Source organism: Flavobacterium marginilacus (genome assembly GCF_026870155.1).
GTDB lineage: Bacteria > Bacteroidota > Bacteroidia > Flavobacteriales > Flavobacteriaceae > Flavobacterium > Flavobacterium marginilacus.
The window spans coordinates 907,282-928,221 of the sequence record NZ_CP113975.1; the positions used below are offsets into that span (position 1 = coordinate 907,282).

Annotated in this window: 22 protein-coding genes; 21 read left to right on the top strand and 1 reads right to left on the bottom strand. The window is 32.4% G+C overall.

The features are described from left to right. The first annotated feature begins 2 nt into the window (after positions 1-2). The 12 genes from infA to ctlX all read left to right on the top strand — a co-directional run bounded on the left by infA (position 3) and on the right by ctlX (position 9,569). Complete coding sequence (gene infA, locus OZP07_RS03895; protein WP_007136545.1) at positions 3-218, top strand: translation initiation factor IF-1; 216 nt, start codon at positions 3-5, stop codon at positions 216-218. A gap of 11 nt (positions 219-229) precedes the next feature. Next, positions 230-346 carry a type B 50S ribosomal protein L36 gene (gene ykgO, locus OZP07_RS03900; RefSeq protein ID WP_002987490.1) on the top strand — a complete coding sequence of 39 codons (117 nt, stop codon included), beginning with the start codon at positions 230-232 and terminating at the stop codon, positions 344-346. Positions 347-348: 2 nt separating this feature from the next. Further along, positions 349-723: a 30S ribosomal protein S13 gene (gene rpsM, locus OZP07_RS03905; protein ID WP_035637331.1), complete on the top strand. Its 375-nt coding sequence runs from the start codon at positions 349-351 to the stop codon at positions 721-723. Positions 724-731: 8 nt separating this feature from the next. Then, a complete protein-coding gene (gene rpsK / locus OZP07_RS03910) occupies positions 732-1,115 on the top strand; it encodes a 30S ribosomal protein S11 (protein ID WP_024981527.1) in 384 nt (127 codons plus the stop codon). A 93-nt stretch (positions 1,116-1,208) separates the two neighbouring features. Next, positions 1,209-1,814, top strand: a complete 606-nt coding sequence (rpsD, locus tag OZP07_RS03915) for a 30S ribosomal protein S4 (protein WP_115813684.1) — start codon at positions 1,209-1,211, stop codon at positions 1,812-1,814. A 21-nt stretch (positions 1,815-1,835) separates the two neighbouring features. Next, a complete protein-coding gene (locus OZP07_RS03920) occupies positions 1,836-2,828 on the top strand; it encodes a DNA-directed RNA polymerase subunit alpha (RefSeq protein WP_115813685.1) in 993 nt (330 codons plus the stop codon). A 62-nt stretch (positions 2,829-2,890) separates the two neighbouring features. After that, positions 2,891-3,379: a 50S ribosomal protein L17 gene (gene rplQ / locus OZP07_RS03925; RefSeq protein ID WP_194639926.1), complete on the top strand. Its 489-nt coding sequence runs from the start codon at positions 2,891-2,893 to the stop codon at positions 3,377-3,379. Between the two features lie 256 nt (positions 3,380-3,635). Continuing rightward, positions 3,636-4,739 carry a glutamine-hydrolyzing carbamoyl-phosphate synthase small subunit gene (gene carA, locus OZP07_RS03930; RefSeq protein ID WP_281637354.1) on the top strand — a complete coding sequence of 368 codons (1,104 nt, stop codon included), beginning with the start codon at positions 3,636-3,638 and terminating at the stop codon, positions 4,737-4,739. A gap of 119 nt (positions 4,740-4,858) precedes the next feature. Next, positions 4,859-6,151, top strand: a complete 1,293-nt coding sequence (gene eno, locus OZP07_RS03935) for a phosphopyruvate hydratase (RefSeq protein WP_194639937.1) — start codon at positions 4,859-4,861, stop codon at positions 6,149-6,151. A 153-nt stretch (positions 6,152-6,304) separates the two neighbouring features. After that, the gene (locus tag OZP07_RS03940) at positions 6,305-7,576 is read left to right on the top strand and encodes a citrate synthase (RefSeq protein WP_194639948.1); all 1,272 of its coding nucleotides are present in this window, start codon (positions 6,305-6,307) and stop codon (positions 7,574-7,576) included. 75 nt (positions 7,577-7,651) lie between these two features. Then, entirely contained in the window at positions 7,652-8,566 is a 915-nt protein-coding gene (locus OZP07_RS03945; RefSeq protein ID WP_281637355.1) for a dimethylarginine dimethylaminohydrolase family protein, read from the top strand. Positions 8,567-8,633: 67 nt separating this feature from the next. Next, the gene (gene ctlX, locus OZP07_RS03950) at positions 8,634-9,569 is read left to right on the top strand and encodes a citrulline utilization hydrolase CtlX (protein WP_281637356.1); all 936 of its coding nucleotides are present in this window, start codon (positions 8,634-8,636) and stop codon (positions 9,567-9,569) included. Positions 9,570-9,634: 65 nt separating this feature from the next. On the opposite strand, the gene OZP07_RS03955 is transcribed toward ctlX, so the two are convergent. After that, on the bottom strand, positions 9,635-10,264 hold the full coding sequence (locus tag OZP07_RS03955) for a MarC family NAAT transporter (protein ID WP_194639954.1): 630 nt from the start codon (positions 10,262-10,264) through the stop codon (positions 9,635-9,637). 241 nt (positions 10,265-10,505) lie between these two features. On the opposite strand from OZP07_RS03955, the gene OZP07_RS03960 reads away from it, so the two are divergent. From OZP07_RS03960 to OZP07_RS04000, 9 genes are all read left to right on the top strand, one after another. After that, positions 10,506-10,871: a CoA-binding protein gene (locus OZP07_RS03960; RefSeq protein WP_194640172.1), complete on the top strand. Its 366-nt coding sequence runs from the start codon at positions 10,506-10,508 to the stop codon at positions 10,869-10,871. Positions 10,872-11,051: 180 nt separating this feature from the next. Beyond that, the gene (recR, locus tag OZP07_RS03965) at positions 11,052-11,672 is read left to right on the top strand and encodes a recombination mediator RecR (protein ID WP_281637357.1); all 621 of its coding nucleotides are present in this window, start codon (positions 11,052-11,054) and stop codon (positions 11,670-11,672) included. A gap of 70 nt (positions 11,673-11,742) precedes the next feature. Beyond that, entirely contained in the window at positions 11,743-12,534 is a 792-nt protein-coding gene (locus OZP07_RS03970) for a polysaccharide biosynthesis/export family protein (protein ID WP_194639958.1), read from the top strand. Positions 12,535-12,550: 16 nt separating this feature from the next. After that, on the top strand, positions 12,551-15,010 hold the full coding sequence (locus OZP07_RS03975) for a polysaccharide biosynthesis tyrosine autokinase (protein WP_281637358.1): 2,460 nt from the start codon (positions 12,551-12,553) through the stop codon (positions 15,008-15,010). A gap of 22 nt (positions 15,011-15,032) precedes the next feature. After that, on the top strand, positions 15,033-16,028 hold the full coding sequence (locus OZP07_RS03980; protein ID WP_194639963.1) for an SDR family oxidoreductase: 996 nt from the start codon (positions 15,033-15,035) through the stop codon (positions 16,026-16,028). Between the two features lie 18 nt (positions 16,029-16,046). Next, positions 16,047-17,438: a UDP-glucose 6-dehydrogenase gene (locus tag OZP07_RS03985; RefSeq protein ID WP_281637359.1), complete on the top strand. Its 1,392-nt coding sequence runs from the start codon at positions 16,047-16,049 to the stop codon at positions 17,436-17,438. Positions 17,439-17,715: 277 nt separating this feature from the next. Continuing rightward, positions 17,716-19,032 (top strand): nucleotide sugar dehydrogenase, encoded by a 1,317-nt coding sequence (locus OZP07_RS03990; RefSeq protein WP_432419545.1) that lies wholly within the window; start codon positions 17,716-17,718, stop codon positions 19,030-19,032. Positions 19,033-19,068: 36 nt separating this feature from the next. After that, positions 19,069-20,115: a dTDP-glucose 4,6-dehydratase gene (gene rfbB / locus OZP07_RS03995; RefSeq protein WP_281637360.1), complete on the top strand. Its 1,047-nt coding sequence runs from the start codon at positions 19,069-19,071 to the stop codon at positions 20,113-20,115. Between the two features lie 47 nt (positions 20,116-20,162). Beyond that, a complete protein-coding gene (locus tag OZP07_RS04000) occupies positions 20,163-20,627 on the top strand; it encodes a UpxY family transcription antiterminator (RefSeq protein WP_194639980.1) in 465 nt (154 codons plus the stop codon). Positions 20,628-20,940: the final 313 nt, after the last annotated feature.

The window sequence follows — 20,940 nt, forward strand, 5'->3', positions numbered from 1 at the left end:
TTATGGCAAAACAATCAGCAATAGAACAAGACGGATCTATCATTGAAGCATTATCAAATGCGATGTTCCGTGTAGAGTTAGAAAATGGACATATTGTAATTGCTCATATTTCTGGAAAAATGCGTATGCATTATATTAAGTTATTACCTGGTGATAAAGTAAAACTAGAAATGAGCCCTTATGATTTGTCAAAAGCAAGAATTACTTATAGATATTAAAGATATTCAAAATGAAAGTAAGAGCATCAGTTAAAAAAAGAAGCGCCGAGTGCATCATTGTGCGTAGAAAAGGCAGATTATACGTAATCAACAAAAAGAATCCTAGATTTAAACAAAGACAAGGATAATTATGGCAAGAATAGCAGGGGTAGATATCCCAAAAAACAAAAGAGGTGTTATAGCACTTACCTATATCTTTGGATTAGGAAAAAGTAGAGCTATTGAGATTTTAGAGAAAGCTCAAGTTAGCCAAGATAAAAAAGTTCAAGAATGGAATGATGATGAAATCGGAGCAATTCGTGAAGCAGTTTCATCTTTCAAAATTGAAGGAGAATTACGTTCTGAAATTTCTTTGAACATCAAACGTTTAATGGATATTGGATGTTATAGAGGAATTCGTCATAGATCTGGTCTTCCTTTGAGAGGACAAAGAACTAAAAACAATTCTAGAACAAGAAAAGGTAAAAGAAAAACTGTTGCTAACAAGAAAAAAGCAACTAAATAATAAGTAATATGGCTAAAGCAACTGCAAAAAAACGTAAAGTTATCGTTGAATCAACGGGTGAGGCTCATATTTCTGCTACCTTCAATAACATCATCATTTCTTTGACTAACAAAAAAGGTGAAGTTATTTCTTGGTCATCAGCTGGTAAAATGGGTTTTAGAGGTTCTAAAAAGAATACTCCATACGCAGCTCAAATGGCGGCAGAAGATTGTAGTAAAGTAGCTCTTGAGGCTGGACTTAAAAAAGTTAAAGTTTATGTAAAAGGACCAGGAAATGGACGTGAGTCTGCTATCCGTTCTTTGCATAATGGTGGAATTGAAGTTACAGAGATTATCGATGTTACTCCAATGCCTCACAACGGATGTCGTCCTCCAAAAAGACGTAGAGTATAATACTCAAATAAATTTATAGTATAATAAAGGTAGAATAACGATTATCGAAGGATAAGACCTGAATTCATAATCTCTACCTTAAATTTTTTTAAAATGGCAAGATATACTGGTCCAAGCACAAGAATCGCACGTAAATTCGGCGAAGCAATTTTCGGAGATGATAAAGCTTTCGAAAAAAGAAATTATCCTCCTGGGCAACACGGGATGGCTAAAAAAAGAGGAAAAAAATCTGAGTATGCTGTTCAGTTAATGGAAAAGCAAAAAGCTAAATATTCTTATGGAATTTTAGAAAAACAATTCAGAAATTTATTCGAAAAAGCATCAGCTACTAAAGGGGTTACTGGTGAGGTTTTATTACAATTATGTGAAGCAAGACTTGATAACGTAGTTTTCAGAATGGGTATTGCTCCTTCTAGAAGAGGTGCTCGTCAAATCGTTTCTCACAGACACATTACAGTTAACGGTGAAGTTGTTAATATTCCTTCTTACCACCTTAAGCCTGGTGATAAAGTTGCTGTTCGTGAAAAATCTAAATCATTAGAGGCTATCGAACGTTCTTTATCAAATTCAAGTCATGTTTATGAATGGATTACTTGGAATCAAGATCTTAAAGAAGGAACATTTGTTTCTGTACCTGCAAGACTTCAAATTCCAGAAAACATTAAAGAACAATTAATCGTAGAGTTGTACAACAAATAATAATTGACTTAGTCGAAATTTATGGCAATATTTAATTTTCAGAAGCCCGATAAAGTTATCATGATCGATTCAACCGATTTTGAAGGTAAATTTGAATTTAGACCTTTAGAACCTGGATATGGATTGACTGTTGGTAATGCACTTAGAAGAGTTTTGCTTTCAGCATTAGAAGGTTATGCAATTACATCTGTTCGCATTGAAGGTGTAGATCATGAGTTTTCTACTATTTCAGGAGTTGTTGAAGACGTTACCGAAATTATCCTTAATCTTAAGCAAGTGCGTTTCAAACGTCAAATTGAAGATATCGATAATGAATCAGTTACTATATCTGTTTCGGGTAAAGATCAATTAACAGCAGGTGATTTTCAAAAATTTATTTCAGGTTTCCAAGTTTTGAATCCAGATCTTGTTATCTGTAATTTAGATAGTAAAATTAAACTGAATTTCGATTTAACTATCGAAAAAGGTAGAGGATATGTTCCTGCTGAAGAAAACAAAAAACAGAATGCTGCAATAGGAACTATATTTACTGACTCAATTTTTACTCCGGTAAAAAATGTTAAGTATGCTATTGAAAACTTCCGTGTAGAGCAGAAAACAGATTATGAAAAATTAGTTTTTGAAATTAAAACTGATGGTTCAATTAATCCTAAAGATGCTCTTACTGAAGCTGCAAAAGTTTTAATTCACCATTTCATGTTGTTTTCTGATGAAAGAATTACACTTGAGGCTGACGAAATTGCACAAACAGAATCTTATGATGAAGAGTCATTACACATGAGACAATTGCTTAAAACTAAGCTTGTTGACATGGATCTTTCTGTTAGAGCATTAAATTGTTTGAAAGCGGCTGAAGTTGATACACTTGGTGATTTAGTATCGTTCAATAAAAATGACCTAATGAAGTTCCGTAATTTTGGTAAAAAATCTTTAACTGAGCTAGATGAACTAGTTGCAATTAAGAATTTAACTTTCGGAATGGATTTGGCAAAATACAAATTAGATAAAGAATAATTTACTTCATATTTTGCTCTCCATAGTGGATTGCAGCAAGATGAAGTTAAAATAAATTGGTCATGAGACACGGAAAAAAATTCAATCACTTAAGCAGACAGACTGCACATAGAAGTTCTATGTTGGCTAATATGGCTTGTTCTCTTATTGAGCACAAACGTATTAATACTACTGTTGCTAAAGCTAAAGCGCTTAAACAATTTGTTGAGCCGCTTATAACAAAATCAAAATCTGATACTACTCATAATCGTCGTATCGTTTTTGCTTACTTACGTAGTAAATATGCAGTAACTGATTTATTCAGAGATGTTGCAGCTAAAGTAGGTGACCGTCCAGGAGGATACACTCGTATCATTAAAGTTGGAAATCGTTTAGGAGATAATGCTGATATGGCAATGATCGAATTAGTTGATTTCAATGAACTTTACAACGGAGGTAAAAAAGAAGTTAAAAAAGCAAAAAGCCGTCGTGGCGGGAAAGCTAAAAAAGCAGAGGAAGCTACTGAAGCTCCAGTTGCTGAAGCTGAACCAACAACTGATGCAGCTGAATAATTATGAGAATAATAATTCAATAATAAAGAGGGATAAACTATTTATAGTTTATCCTTTTTTTTTGAAAAATAAATAAGCATTCTGTATCAAAGGTTAAAGGAAGTAGAGAATACAGTTGATTTGGAGATCTTTTTTAAAACATTTTAATGCCTTTTTGTTACTCTGATGTTTACGGTTTCAAATAGATATAATTATTCCTAAAAAACATTGCGTCCACTGTTTTAAAAATTTAAATTTGCACAATATTAAATTAGATATGAAATATACAACACGAAAAAGCGCTATTCTTTTATTAAGTGACGGAACTATCTTCCATGGTAAATCGATTGGAATCCCTGGAAAAACATTTGGTGAAGTTTGTTTTAATACTGGTATGACCGGATATCAAGAGATTTTTACAGATCCTTCATATTTTGGTCAATTGATGGTTGCTACAAATGCTCACATTGGGAATTATGGAGTAAATGATAAAGAAGTTGAATCCAACAGTATAAAAATTGCTGGATTGGTTTGTAAAAACTTTAGTTTTAATTATTCTAGAATTGACTCATCAGGAAGTCTAGAAGATTATTTTGCTAAACAGAATTTAATTTGTATTTCAGATGTTGATACACGTGCGTTAGTGAGTTACATACGTGAAAACGGGGCTATGAACGCTGTCATCTGTACAGATGAAACTCCAATTGAAGAATTGAAAGCGATGCTAGCTGAAGTTCCAGACATGAAAGGTTTAGAATTAGCTTCGAAAGTTTCTACATTAGAACCTTATTTTTATGGTGATGAGAATGCTACCTATAAAATTGCAGCTTTAGATTTAGGAATAAAAGAAAACATTCTTAGAAATTTAGCTAAAAGAGACTGTTATATTAAAGTTTTCCCATATAACGCTTCTTACACTGAATTGGCATCTTTTAACCCAGACGGTTTTTTCTTGTCTAATGGCCCTGGAGATCCAGATCCTTTGGAAAGCGCTATACAAGTAGCGAAGGAAATACTTGAAAATAATAAACCTCTGTTTGGTATTTGTCTAGGGCATCAGGTTATTGCTTTGGCAAACGGTGTTTCTACTTATAAAATGTTCAATGGGCATAGAGGAATTAATCATCCTGTAAAAAATATAATTAGTGATCGTGGGGAGATTACTTCGCAAAATCATGGTTTCGCTGTGAATAAAGAAGAATTAGATCAGCATCCAGATTTAGAAATAACACATTTGCATTTAAATGACGGGACTGTGGCAGGTATGAGAATGAAAAATAAAAATTGTTTCTCTGTGCAGTATCACCCAGAAGCAAGCCCAGGTCCGCACGATTCTTCTTATCTTTTTGACCAGTTTATAGAAAATATCAAATCAGCATAAGATCTAAAACGTTATCGTTAATAAATAAAATTATATTAACGATTAAATAATGAAGACTAATGAATTTTTTTACTTAATTTTGAGTAAAATACAAATTAATAACATAAAAAATAAGAATAATGAGTATTATTGTTAAAATTCACGCAAGACAAATTTTCGATTCAAGAGGTAATCCTACAGTAGAAGTAGACGTAGTAACAGAAAACGGAGTTTTAGGAAGAGCTGCTGTTCCTTCAGGAGCATCAACTGGAAAATTCGAAGCTGTTGAATTGCGCGATGGAGGAAAATCTTTTCTTGGGAGAGGAGTTTTAAAAGCCGTTGAAAATGTAAATACTAAAATTGCTGAAGAGTTAATTGGAATTTCAGTTTTTGAGCAAAACCTTATAGATCAAGCAATGATTGATTTGGATGGTACGCCAAACAAAGCTAATTTAGGTGCAAATGCTATTCTAGGAGTTTCTCTTGCTGTTGCAAAAGCTGCTGCTAATGAATTAGGTTTGCCTTTATATAGATATGTGGGTGGTGTTTCTGCAAACACATTGCCTGTTCCTATGATGAATATTATCAATGGTGGCTCTCACTCTGATGCGCCTATTGCATTTCAGGAATTTATGATTTTCCCGGTAAAAGCAACTTCTTTTACTCATGCTATGCAAATGGGAACTGAAATTTTTCATAATTTGAAAAAAGTATTGCATGATAGAGGTCTAAGTACTGCTGTTGGTGATGAAGGAGGATTTGCTCCAAATTTAGCAGGAGGAACTGAAGATGCATTAGATACTATTAAATTGGCTGTTGAAAAGGCTGGATATTCTTTCGGTGATGAAATAATGGTGGCTTTGGACTGCGCTTCATCTGAGTTTTATTCGGACGGAAAATATGATTATTCTAAATTTGAAGGGCCAACTGGAAAAATTAGAACTTCTGCCGAGCAGGTGGAATATTTAGCTGAATTAGTTGCTAAATATCCAATTATCTCTATCGAAGACGGTATGGATGAAAATGACTGGGACGGATGGAAATTATTAACTGAAAAAATTGGGACTAAAACTCAATTAGTTGGTGATGATTTATTCGTAACTAATGTTGAGCGTTTATCTACTGGAATTGAAAAAGGAATTGCTAATTCGATTTTGATTAAAGTAAACCAAATCGGAACATTATCAGAGACTATTGCTGCTGTGAATATGGCTAAAAATGCTGGGTATACTTCAGTTATGTCTCACCGTTCAGGTGAAACTGAAGATAATACAATTGCTGATTTAGCAGTTGCATTAAATTGTGGTCAAATTAAAACCGGATCTGCTTCACGTTCTGATCGTATGGCTAAATACAATCAATTATTAAGAATTGAAGAAGAATTAGGGACTTCTGCATATTTTCCTGGGAAAAAAGCTTTTAAAATAAAGTAATTGTAATGAATTTGTAATAAATGAGCCATTCGTCTATGATGAATGGCTTTTTTATTGAATATTTAACAAATTCAATACTTAATAAGTTTTTAAATTACTTAGAAATTACTTAGATTTGGTAAATTATAATTTAAATTTTATTTCATAAACAATATGTCAAAAATAGCAATATTAGAAATCGATGGTAACAAGTTTGAGCTTCCAGTTATAATAGGGAGCGAAAATGAGGCAGCTGTTGATATTAGTAAATTACGTGATATGTCTGGTGTGATTACGCTTGATCCAGGATATAAAAATTCTGGAGCGTGCAAAAGTGAAATCACTTTTTTGGACGGAGAGCTTGGTATTTTACGTTACAGAGGATATTCAATCGAGGAGTTGGCTGAAAAATCTCATTTTCTAGAAGTTTCTTATTTAATAATTTTTGGTGATTTACCATCTGCAGAAAGATTAGAACAATTTGAAAATGATATTAGAAAGCACACTCTGGTAAGTGAGGAAATGAAAATTATCCTTGATGGTTTTCCAAGAACTGCTCACCCAATGGGAGTATTGTCTGCTTTGACTAGTGCTTTAACAGCTTTTAATCCTAAATCTGTTGATGCAAGCAATGAAAAAGACATGTATGATGCTGTTTGTAAAACTATTGCTAAATTCTTAGTTATTGCTACTTGGACTTATAGAAAAAGTATGGGGTATCCTTTAAATTATTATGATAATACTATTGGATATGTTGAGAATTTTATGAGTTTGATGTTTAAACTTCCTACTGCTCCATATACTGCTAATCCAATTGTTATTGATGCATTAGATAAATTATTTATTCTTCATGCTGATCATGAACAAAACTGTTCAACTTCTACAGTTAGAATGGTTGGTTCTTCTCACGCTGGTCTTTTTGCTTCAATTTCTGCGGGAGTATCTGCATTATGGGGGCCTTTGCATGGTGGAGCAAATCAAGCTGTTCTTGAAATGTTAGAAGAAATACATGCACATGGCGGCGATGCAGATAAGTATTTAGCAAAAGCAAAAGATAAAAATGATTCTTTCAGATTGATGGGTTTTGGTCATAGAGTTTATAAAAACTTTGATCCAAGAGCAAAAATTATCAAGAAAGCTGCAGATGAAGTACTTTCAACTTTAGGAGTTAATGATCCTATTCTTGAAATCGCTAAAAAATTGGAAGCAGCGGCATTGGAAGATGAATATTTCAAATCAAGAAATTTATATCCGAATGTTGATTTTTATTCTGGAATTATTTATAGAGCTTTAGGAATTCCAACTGATATGTTTACTGTTTTGTTTGCAATTGGTAGATTGCCAGGGTGGATTGCTCAATGGAAAGAAATGAGAGAAAATAAAGAACCAATCGGAAGACCTAGACAAGTTTATACGGGTTATCCTTTAAGAGAATATAAGAAATAATAATTCTCAGACAGATTATCAAAGCTTCACTTTACTAGTGAAGCTTTTTTTTTATCTTTGGCAAAATTTATAACAATGCTTAAATTAAATGTTAAGAATGAAACTTCGAGATTAAGGGCAGTAGTGTTAGGATCTGCAATTAGCAATGGGCCAACACCAAAAGCAGATGAAGCCTATGATCCAAAATCTTTAGAACATATTTTGGCTAATACTTATCCAGTCGAAAGTGATATGATTATTGAAACGGAAGCCTTTAATTCGGTCTTTCAAAAATATGGGGTTACAGTTTTACGTCCCAAAATGATTGAAAACTACAATCAAATATTTGCTAGAGATATTGGTTTTGTAATTGATGATATATTTGTTAAATCCAATATTCTGCCTGACCGCGAAAGAGAATTAGATGCTATTCAATATGTGATTGATCAAATAAATCCAGAAAAAATAATTCGGCCGCCCGAAGAAGTCCATATTGAAGGAGGTGATGTAATGCTTTGGAACCAATATGTTTTTGTTGGAACATATAAAGGAAGTGATTATGCAAATTATATTACTGCAAGGACAAATATGCATGGTGTTGATTTTATAAAAGAATTGTTTCCAAATAAAATTGTAAAAGAATTTGATTTGGTAAAATCAAAGATCGAAGCAAGAGATAATGCACTGCATTTGGATTGCTGTTTTCAGCCCGTTGGGAAAGACAAAGGCATTATTTATAAGAGGGGGTTTAGAGAAGAGGCCGATTATATGTTTTTGGTTGATCTTTTTGGTAAAGAAAATCTATTTCATATTACGAGGGATGAGATGTATAATATGAATTCTAATGTGTTTTCAATAGATACGAATGTGGTTGTTTCTGAGAAAAATTTTACAAGATTAAATAATTGGCTAAGAGCAAATGGATTTATTGTAGAAGAAATCCCATATGCTGAAATTGCAAAGCAAGAGGGACTATTAAGGTGTTCTACTCTGCCATTAATAAGAGATTAATAGTGTGTTTTGAGCTTATATTGTTTAACTTTAGACAATACATTTTCAAACTATAAAAAATAAGAATATGACACAAACAACAAACTCCATTTTGATGATTCGGCCAGTTGCTTTTCGTATGAACGAGCAAACGGCAGTGAATAATTATTATCAAAAAGTTTTAGATGGTCTTTTGCCGGCAACAGTAAATGCAAAAGCGCAACAGGAATTTGATGTTTTTGTTGACAAGCTTCGCTCAGTTGGGGTAGACGTAACAGTGGTAGATGATGTAGAAAATGCAGATACTCCGGACAGTATTTTTCCAAATAATTGGATTTCTTTTCATGAGAATGGAGACGTAGCACTTTATCCGATGTTTGCTGAGAACCGCCGTCAGGAACGCCGTGAAGATATTCTGGATATTCTAGAAGAAAAAGGATTTATAATTAATAATATTATGGATTATACTTCTGCAGAAGAAGATGGTTTTTTTCTGGAAGGAACAGGAAGTTTATTATTAGATAGAGAAAACGGCAAAGCATATTGTGCTCTTTCTCCAAGAGCAGATGAAGAGTTATTTATTGAATTTTGTGAAGATTTTGAATTTACACCTGTAATTTTTGAAGCTTTTCAAACGGTTAATAACGAGCGAAAACTGATTTACCATACTAATGTCATGATGTGCATAGGAGATACATTTGCTGTTATCTGCGCTGATTCTATTGATGATAAAAAAGAACGAAAAATGGTTCTTGACAGTTTGAAAGGGGATGAAAAAGAAATAATTCTGATTACTGAAGAGCAAGTGAATAATTTTGCAGGCAATATGCTCGAAGTAAAAGGAGCTGATGACAGAAGATATTTAGTAATGAGCGCTTCGGCTCATCAGAGTCTGACCAAAAAACAAGTTGTCCAGTTAGAAGAGCATGTTACAATTTTGAGTTCAAATTTAGATACAATTGAAGCTTGTGGCGGAGGAAGCGCACGCTGTATGATGGCTGAGATTTTTTTGCCGAGAGAATAATAAATACAATTCAAAAAATTAAATCCCAAATTCCAGCACTTTAGAATTTGGGATTTTTTGTGCCATCACATCAAATTACTTTTAATGATATTGATTAGTGCACTGACTATGTATTGAATACCGATAGCTACAACAATAAAACCAACAATTCTTGAAATGGCAACAATTCCGGAAGCTCCAAGTATTTGAGCTAAATAGTGAGCGCTTCTTAAAATAATAAAAATAGCAATTGCGATTGCTAATATAGCTAGAGAGGCAATTATAAGTTCGTTCGTTTTGTGATGTTCCTGATAAAAAGCAATTAATAGAGATATTGACCCAGGACCAGCAAGCATTGGAATTGCTAGCGGTGTCAATGCAATATCATTTCTTTTTTGAGCATCGGTTTCTATCTTTTTATTGATACCGCGCTTTTTATTGAATTTACCCGAAAGCAAAGAAAATCCAGAGCTTACGATAATTAATCCTCCTGCAATCCTTAGAGAATCAATACTAATTCCAAAAAAGCTTAAAACATATTTTCCTATAAAAAATGAAATTATAAGAATTAAAAATACATTTATTGAAGTCCATAGTGAAATTCTTGAGCATTCCTGTTTAGAATCGTCTTGAGTAAGGCCGACAAAAATTGGAACGGTTCCAATAGGGTTTAATACAGAAAATAAAGCAACAAATAGGTAAATAAATAAATCCATTCAGTATTGATTTTTGATTGTAAAATTACAATTTTCTCTATAATTAAGTTTAAATAAGGGTTAGATTATTGTTTATTTCAGTAAAAGGGGGTGCTAATTATGAAATTTCAAATCGATAGTGTTTTTAGCTGCAGTTCCTTAGAGCTTCAAAATTCTAATGCTGAATACGGGTTTAAAACAACTATTTAGTTAGTGCTTACTTGTTTTTGCTTACTTTTGCACTTCATAAAGATTTACAATGATAAAAAATAAAAAAACATTAATTATTGGAGCAACTACAAAGCCTGAAAGGGCCGCTTTTAAAGCAGTTAATATGCTTGTTGCTAAAGGACATTCTGTTCTTGCAGTAGGGCAGAATGCAGGGGAAGTTGCTGGTGTAAAAATAAATACGAAAGCAATTCCGGTCAAAAATATTGATACTATTTCACTTTATATAAATCCTTCACGACAAAAAGATTATTATAATTATATTGTAGAGGCTAGTCCTAAACGCGTGTTGTTTAACCCAGGGACTGAAAACCCAGAGTTTTATCAGCTTTTGGAATTAAACAATATTAAATTTGAAGCAGCCTGTACATTAGTTTTACTGACATTAAATAAATATTAATTGGATTTGTTTCTATCTGAAAGTAGAAATCAAATGGCATAAATTATAGTGATGTGATATTTTGAAACGATCTGCTTTTTTCGAAAAAATAAAAATTTATTTGTTTTAAAGTTGGCTATTGTCTTTAAAATAGGTTTAATTTTTAAATGATGGTTTGTCAAATTGCTTACTTTTGTACCCATGGAATTTTCTTCAAAATTAATAGAAAAAGCGGTTAATGAAATGGCTCAATTGCCTGGAATTGGTAAAAGAACTGCTTTGCGATTGGTTTTGCATATTTTAAAGCAGCCAAAAGAACAAACAGTTTTTTTAGCTCAAGCGCTGGTTACAATGCGTGAGGAAATTAAATATTGCAAAAGCTGTCATAATATATCGGATAAAGAAGTTTGTGAAATTTGTACTAATTCAAGCCGTAATCATCATATTATATGTGTGGTAGAAGATATTCGTGATGTAATGGCCATCGAAAACACAGGACAGTTTAGAGGGATTTATCATGTTTTAGGAGGTAAAATTTCACCAATAGATGGAGTCGGACCTAGTCAGCTTACTATCAGTTCATTGGTAGAAAAGGCTAAATTAGGGCAAATTAAAGAGATTATTTTTGCTCTAAGTTCTACAATGGAAGGGGATACAACCAATTTTTATATCTATAAACAAATAGCTGATTTAGAGATAATAGTTTCTACAATTGCAAGAGGAATTGCTGTTGGAGACGAATTAGAATACGCCGATGAAGTTACCCTTGGCAGAAGTATACTGCAAAGAGTGCCATTTGAAAAATCATTGAAAATCAATTAAACTGTTTATTAAGTATCGTCCCTTTTTAAATAGTAATCTAAAAACTATATTTGTTATTAAATAAATACGAATGAACAAGCACTTAGTCTATATTTTTTTATTTATCAGTGTATTTTTTACATCATGTATACCAGTAAAAGATTTGGTCTACCTTCAAAAAAAGGACAATTCTTCAAATGAAAATGCGATTGCAATGGTGGAGTCTAAGCCATATCGTCTGCAGACTCATGATGTGCTGAGGATTAGTATCAAAGCTTCGGATCCTAAATTAGTAACTATTTTTAATCCAACTGCAGATGGTTCAGCGTTAGATCAGTCAGAGTCAGGGTTGTATTTTGACGGTTTTACAGTAGATGATCATGGTAATATTAGAATTCCTGTTTTGGGAGAGATGAATGTGATGGGATTTACTTTGGAAGAAGTGCGTATTAGTATTGAAAAACAATTATTAGCCGAATATTTTAAAGATAATGCCAGTATTTTTGTGGTAGTAAAATTAGCAGGTTTTCGTTATACAATAAATGGCGAGGTAGGAAGTACAGGGACTAAAACTTTGTTTCAGGAAAAAGTAAATATAATGGAAGCTATCGCCAATGCTGGAGATATTAGTACAACTGGTGACAGGAAAGCTGTAACGATTATTAGGCAGACTCCCAATGGTACCGAAATGAAAGACCTTGATTTGACTAATATCAATGTAATGAATTCGCCCTATTATTTTTTACAGCCAAATGACTATATTTATGTAAAACCGCTCAAGCAAAAAACATGGGGAACAGGTAGTACGGGAATTCAATCTTTGACAACGATTATTACGCTCTTGTCTTTAGTTTCTACCACTTATTTATTGCTTAAAAAATAAAAACAATTCCCCAAATATGTTAGATATTAAAGATTTTGCAGTTTTTGAAAATGTTCCAAGTTTTGATTTTAAGGGTTTTTTACTTAAAATACTAAGTTATTGGAAATGGTTTTTAGTATCCGTTGTTTTAGCCTTAATGGTTGCTTATCAGATTAATATACGTAAAGAAAAAATTTATAGTATTGAAACTTTAATCTCTGCAAAAGAAGAAACCAATCCTCTTTTTACCTCAAGCACAAATTTAGTTTTTAATTGGGGAGGTGCTTCTGATCAGATTCAAACTATTTTAACCACGTTACAGTCTCGTTCTCATAATGAGCTAGTTGTGGATAAATTACAGTTTTATATTGACTATTTGGTACAAGGGAAGTATAATCTTCTTGATGCTTATGGTGCAGTTCCATTTCATGTAGATATTGATAAAAAGCAAGGGCAATTAGCAGGAACTCTAATCGGAATAAAGTTTATTAGTGAAAATGAATATCAAATAAAAATACTTTTTGAAGGACCTTCAGTTTCAATAATTCATTATTCGGATAATAGTTATGCTAATACTTCTGTTGCTGAAGGAGAGTTTATTAAAAAGTACAAAGTTGGCGAACAAGTATCCTTGCCATTTTTAAATTGGAAACTGCAGATAAATGAAAATCCAGGGCTGTATAAAGGAAATGAATATTTTGTTCGATTTAATGATTTTGATGGAACTGTTGCGAATTACAGAAATCTGAATGTTAGAGCAGATGACAAGGGTAGTTCAATAATCACCTTGGGAATGCAGGGAACCAATAAAGCCAGAATGGTTGAGTATCTTAATTCTACTGTTAAGATGCTTATGAAAAGACAGCTGGATAATAAAAATCTGTTTGCAACTAATACTATTAATTTTATTGACAGCACGCTTGTGGCAATGGAGTCACAGCTAAGAAAAACTGGTGATGAACTAAAATCTTTTAGAAAAGATAAAAATATTTTTGAGATCGAAGGTGGAGGCGGAGCTAAGTTTTCTGATAAAATTCTTGATTTTGATGTTGAGAAAGATGCTGTAAACAGAAAAATAACATATTATAATTCTTTAAAAGCATATTTAAAAAACAGTGTTGATTATTCAAAACTTCCTGCTCCTTCGGTGGCGGGAATTGAAGATCCTAATATTGCTGTGAATGTGTCCAAATTGATAGCACTTTCGACTCAAAGATCGGAAATGGCTTATGCCGTAAAAAGTGAAAAAATTTTCAGGGATTTTGATAATCAAATGGAAGCTGTTAAGAATGTTTTATTAGAAAATATTAATACAGCCAAAGCTTCTTTGCAGTATGATCTGGCAATTGTTGAAAGTAAAATTAATGAGACAGAAAGTAAAATCAAGAGTCTTCCGGATGATCAGCAGGAATTAATTAAGATAAAAAGAAAATATGATTTGAATGATAATATCTATAGTACTTTTTTACAAAAAAGAAGTGAAGCAGATATTGTTAAAGCTGCGAATTTATCAGACATTCATTTTATCGATCCTGCAAAAGATGTTGGAGGAGGACTAATAGGTCCAAAAACAGGAGTGAATTACATTTTGGCATTATTTATGGGATTACTGTTGCCGTTACTGGTAATTACAATTCTTTTTTTTGTCAATAATACTATTTATAATCCTGAGGATGTAAGTAAATTGACATCTATTCCGTTAATTGGTATTGTTGGGGTTGATCCGGATAAAAATAATTTAGCTGTTTTTGACAAACCAAAATCACCATTATCGGAATCCTTTAGGGCCATTCGGTCATCTCTTCAGTTTTTGTACAAAAAAAATAATGTAGAAGGAGCAAAAACTCTCATGATTACATCATCAATTAGTGGTGAAGGAAAAACTTTTTGTTCTATAAATATTGCAACAGTATTTGCTTTAAGTGAAAAAAAGACTGTAATTGTTGGGATGGATTTGAGAAAACCAAAGCTGTTTGATGAATTTAGTTTAGATAATTCTGTGGGTGTTGTGAATTATTTAATTAAAGATAAAACTTTGAGTGAAATTATATATCCAACTTCAGTTCCATTTCTAGATGTGATATTGTCTGGGCCAATTCCTCCTAATCCGTCTGAGTTAATTTTGAATGATGGGATGAAAGAATTAATGGACGAGCTTAAAAGCAAGTATGATTACATTATTCTTGATACACCTCCAATTGGTTTGGTGGCCGATTCACTTGAGCTGACACAGTATTGTGATGTTACCTTGTATATTGTAAGGCAGAATTTCACAAAAAAAGAGATGATAACATTACTGAATAATAGAATAAGCCGTGGAGAACTCCATAATACGAGCATCATTTTGAATGGATTTGAAAATAAAGCTAAGTATGGAGGAGGGTATGGTTACGGCTATGGCTACGGCTACGGCAATAGTAGCTATTCAAGTGGATATCATGAAGTTGAGAAGAAAAAAAGTTTAATGGAGAAAATTGTAATTAAGAAAAAGAAATAGCCTACAATTAAAATATTATGTGATGACTGGAAATAGTAGAAAAACAATTCTAATTACTGGAGGAGCAGGATTTATTGGGTCTAATCTATGCGAATATTTTTTGGACAAAAAATATAATGTAGTCTGTTTAGATAATTTTGCTACAGGTCATCAATATAATTTGACAGCTTTTCTTAATAATGAAAACTTCTCTTTAATAGAAGGAGATATACGGAATTTAGATACATGCCATAAAGCAGTGCAAGGGGCTGATTATGTATTGCATCAGGCGGCTTTAGGCTCCGTTCCAAGATCAATAAATGATCCGATAACAACAAATGATGTTAATGTTTCTGGTTTTTTGAATATGTTAGTTGCCGCAAGAGATGCAAATGTTAAACGATTTGTTTATGCAGCAAGTTCTTCAACATATGGAGATTCTATAGGTTTGCCAAAAGTAGAAGAGGTAATAGGGAAGCCTCTTTCTCCATACGCTATAACAAAATATGTAAACGAGCTGTATGCTGAAATTTTTAGCAGAACTTATGGATTAGAAACTATTGGCTTGCGTTATTTTAATGTATTTGGAAGAAAACAAGATCCTAATGGGGCTTATGCAGCAGTAATTCCAAAATTTGTTATGCAATTGATGAATCATGAAAGTCCCAAAATAAATGGTGACGGAAATTATTCACGGGATTTTACTTATATTGATAATGTGATTCAAATGAATGAGCTGGCTATGACTACAGAGAATCCAGAAGCGATAAATACTGTCTATAATACGGCTTATGGTGATCGCAATACTTTGAATGATTTGGTTGGTTATTTAAAATTTTTTTTAGCGGAGTATGATTCTGAGATTGCAAAAATAGAAATTGAATACGGTCCTAATAGAGCTGGAGACATTCCGCATTCATTAGCAAGTATTGATAAAGCTAAATCAATTTTAGGATATAATCCTAAATTTTCTCTGCAGGAAGGATTGAAGGAATCGGTAAGCTGGTATTGGGAGAATCTTAGTAGAAATAAAGAATAGAAGATAAAGATTGACAATATGAAAATTACAAAAATTTGCTGCATTGGAGCTGGATATGTTGGTGGTCCAACTATGGCTGTTATTGCGCAAAAATGTCCTCACATCCAAGTGACAGTGGTGGATTTGAATTTGGAAAGGATTGCTGCATGGAATGATGAAAACACAGATAATATTCCGATTTATGAACCTGGTTTGGATGCTATTGTTGCTGAAGCCAGAGGAAGAAATCTGTTTTTTTCAACGGAAGTTGATAAAGCAATAGATGAAGCTCAAATCATTTTTATATCCGTGAATACACCTACAAAAACGTATGGTAAAGGAAAAGGAATGGCGGCTGATTTGAAATATATTGAATTGTGCGCAAGACAAATTGCAAAAGTAGCTAAAGACAATAAAATAGTAGTTGAAAAATCAACTTTGCCAGTACGCACTGCCGAGGCTATTAAAAGTATTCTTGATACAACAGGCAATGGAGTTCAGTTTCAAATACTTTCTAATCCTGAGTTTTTGGCAGAGGGAACAGCTGTTGAGGATTTGTTGAATCCTGACAGGATATTAATAGGTGGAGATGTTTCGGCTGAGGGAGAAGAAGCGATTCAAGCTTTGGTTGATGTTTATTTGAATTGGGTAGATCCTGAAAAAATATTGACTACCAATGTTTGGTCATCAGAATTGTCAAAGTTGACTGCAAATGCTTTTTTGGCTCAAAGAATATCGTCTATCAATGCAATGTCTGAATTATGTGAAAAAACAGGAGCCGATGTTAATGAAGTTGCTAGAGCGATTGGAATGGATAGTCGAATTGGACCTAAATTTCTTAAAGCTTCTGTAGGATTTGGCGGTTCATGTTTTCAAAAAGACATATTAAATTTAGTTTATATCGCAAAATCATACGGATTAAATGAAGTAGCCGATTATTGGGAGCAGGTCATTATTATAAATGATCATCAAAAGCGTCGTTTTTCAAATAATATTGTGCAGACACTTTATAACACAGTTGCGGATAAAAAAATCACATTTTTAGGCTGGGCGTTTAAAAAGGACACTAATGATACTAGGGAGTCTGCGGCAATATACATAGCTGATGATTTGATTAATGAAAAAGCTAAAATTGCTGTTTATGATCCTAAGGTAAAAAGAGAGAAGGTATTAGCTGATTTAAATTATTTAGGAACCAGGAGTTCAGAAGAAAATTTAAAGAGTGTTATTAGTTTTGATAATCCGTATGAGTCTTGTGAAAATGCTCATGCTATTGCTGTACTTACAGAATGGGATGAATTTATGAATTACGACTGGCAAAAAATATATGACAGTATGCAAAAACCAGCTTTTGTTTTTGACGGAAGAAATATATTGAATAAAGCAGATTTGGAAAGAATTGGATTTGCTTATCAGGCTATCGGCTCTTAATTTTCTAATTTGTAGTAAAATGCAACTTAAAAGCAATTTTTTTTATAACAAAGGGAGTCACTAAAAACAGTGATTTTTTACTTTTATTTATAATTTTAAAAAATAGATTTTTGCTGATTATTAGATGCTTATGCTTTTAGTCGGTGGAAATCCTTATTTTGGTTTTAAAGCTGTTTTTTTGGCAAAATTGCTTGTTTATTTTTAGTATCTTTGCCGACCCGATATAGAGTAGGATTGCATTTTGATTGTTAAAAATGTTATTCTTTGAATTTTATAATTGGAATTTAAAAGCCAACAATATATTAAGAAGTTGAATAAAGACATAAAAATTGCAGTAATAGGTTTGGGTTATGTTGGTTTGCCTTTGGCTCGATTGTTTGCTACACAATTTTCAGTTGTAGGTTTTGATATTAACGTTTCAAGAGTTAAAGCATTACAATCGGGAGTAGATAATACTCTAGAGGTTGATAGTGAAACGTTACAAAGTGTGTTAGTTCAAAATAGGGATCATAAAACTGGACTATTTTGTTCTTCTGAAGTAAAAGATATTGCTGACTGTAATTATTTTATTGTTACAGTACCTACGCCGGTTGATAAAAATAATCGCCCTGATTTAACCCCTTTGTATAAGTCAAGTGAAACAGTTGGTTCTGTTTTAAAAAAAGGAGATATTGTTATTTATGAATCTACTGTATATCCGGGTGTTACTGAAGAGGAATGTGTTCCGGTTTTAGAGAAAATTTCAGGATTACAATTTAATGTTGATTTTTTTGCGGGATATTCTCCTGAGCGGATTAATCCAGGAGATAAAGAGCATACTGTTGATAAAATATTAAAAATTACTTCAGGTTCTACACCAGAAATTGGATTAAAAGTAGATCAATTATATAAATCAGTAATCATTGCCGGAACTCATCTTGCTCCTTCAATAAAAGTTGCAGAAGCCGCTAAGGTAATTGAGAATTCACAAAGAGATATTAACATCGCTTTTGTCAATGAATTGGCAAAAATATTCAATCTTTTGAATATCGATACTACAGCTGTACTTAAAGCTGCTGGTACAAAATGGAATTTTTTACCTTTTAAACCAGGTTTAGTTGGAGGGCATTGTATTGGTGTAGATCCATATTATTTAGCACAAAAAGCCCAAGAAAAAGGGTATCATCCTGAAATTATATTGGCAGGCCGTCGTTTGAATGACAGTATGGGTGAATATGTTGCTTCGCAGGTTGTAAAACTAATGATTAAAAGTGGTATTTCAATCAATGGTGCCAGTTTACTGATGTTAGGTATTACATTCAAAGAAAATTGTCCAGATGTTAGGAATACTAAGATTGTAGATGTGATAAAAGCATTAGAAGATTATGGAATTCAAGTTACTATTTTTGATCCTTGGGCAAATTCAGATGAAGTGAATCACGAATATGGACTAAAGACTATAAATGAAAAGCCTGATGCAGTTTTTGATGCTATAGTTTTAGGTGTTGCTCATGTGGAGTTTTTAGATTTAAATATCAATTCACTTAGAAGTAAGAAAAGTGTGCTTTATGATGTTAAGGGGGTTTTGGCTGATGATGTTGATGGTAGATTATGATAAGCTAAAAAAGACATAAATTAAAAACATAAAATGATGAAAAAGATACTTATTACTGGAGGTGCTGGTTTTATTGGTTCACATGTCGTAAGACGTTTTGTGAATAACTATCCAAATTATCAAATTTTTAATTTGGACGCTTTAACCTATGCTGGAAACTTAGAAAACATCAAGGATATCGAAAATGAATCTAATTACACTTTTGTAAAAGGAGATATTACCGATGAAAATTTTATTTTTAATTTGTTTCAGGAACAATTGTTTGATGGAGTGATTCATCTGGCAGCAGAGTCACATGTTGATCGTTCTATTGAAGATCCTTTGGCTTTTGTAAAAACCAATGTGATTGGAACTATGAATTTATTAAATGCAGCCAAAAAAATATGGTTAGGAAATTCCGAAGGAAAACGTTTTTACCATGTAAGTACCGATGAAGTTTATGGCTCGCTTGGCGCTGAAGGATTGTTTACTGAAACTACTTCCTACGACCCTAATTCGCCTTATTCTGCATCTAAAGCAAGTTCAGATCACTTTGTACGGGCTTATGGTGAAACCTATGGCTTACCTTATGTAATTACAAATTGTTCTAATAATTATGGACCTTATCATTTTCCAGAAAAATTAATTCCATTGTTTATTAATAATATTATCAATAATAAGCCATTACCTGTTTATGGAGATGGAAATTATACAAGAGACTGGCTGTTTGTAAAAGATCATGCTGTAGCCATCGATTTAGTGTTTCATGATGGAAAAAATCATGAAACTTATAATATTGGAGGGTTTAATGAATGGAAGAATATCGATTTAGTAAAAGTTTTGTGCCAGATTATGGATCAAAAATTAGGAAAAGCAGATGGGGAATCTGCTCAATTAATTACATATGTGAAAGACAGACCAGGACATGATTTACGTTACGCTATTGATGCTTCAAAAATAAACACTCAATTAGGATGGAAGCCATCTGTGACATTTGAACAAGGATTAGAAAGTACAATTGACTGGTATTTGAATAACCAAGATTGGCTAAATAATGTAACCTCTGGAGCTTATGCTTCGTATTATGATAAACAATATTCATAATAGTTTTAAATTTAAGGAACTTAATTTTTGCATTAAAATAGAAAAAAATGAACTGGTACGTAGTTTATACCAAACCCAAGTGGGAAAGAAAAGTTGCGGAACGTTTAAATGAAATTGGGATTACTGCCTATTGTCCTTTAATTACTAAAATAAGCCAATGGTCGGATCGTAAAAAGAAAATACAAGTACCACTGTTTAATTCGTATATTTTTGTACAAGTTGATGAAAAGAATCGGAATGTTATTTTTGAAATTTCAGGTGCTGTTCGGTATTTGTTTTGGCTTGGGAAGCCAGCAGTCGTAAAGGAAAAAGAAATTCAAATTATTCAAGATTGGTTGAATGTGCCTGATACATTCGAATTAGTGGTTGATAAATGGCAAAAGGGAGATAGTATTGTATTAGAATCAGGTCCTTTTTTGGCACAATCAGCAATTGTTCAAGAGGTAAAACAGAATCATTATATACTTATTTTAGAATCTTTAGGATGTATTCTTAAAGTTGAAAAAAAATAGTTTATCTATTTTTTTGTTTTAAAACACTTATTTAAAACAGATTGTAAATTATGTAATTTAATTTATTATTAATAAGATTAAAGTTTCAAAACAATAATTAAAAGATGAGATAAATCTTTTTTTTTACTATAAATTTGCAAAATTCTTATGAAATGTTAATGTGGATCCATAAAATGGGATTCACAATGGCGAAGCCATGAAAAAAACGTTTGCGAATAAGATAAAATAATTTTTTGATAAACTATTTTTGAAATCATATATAGATACTGTAAAACCACAAGAAGTATAAATAATATAATTTGAATGAGATAAT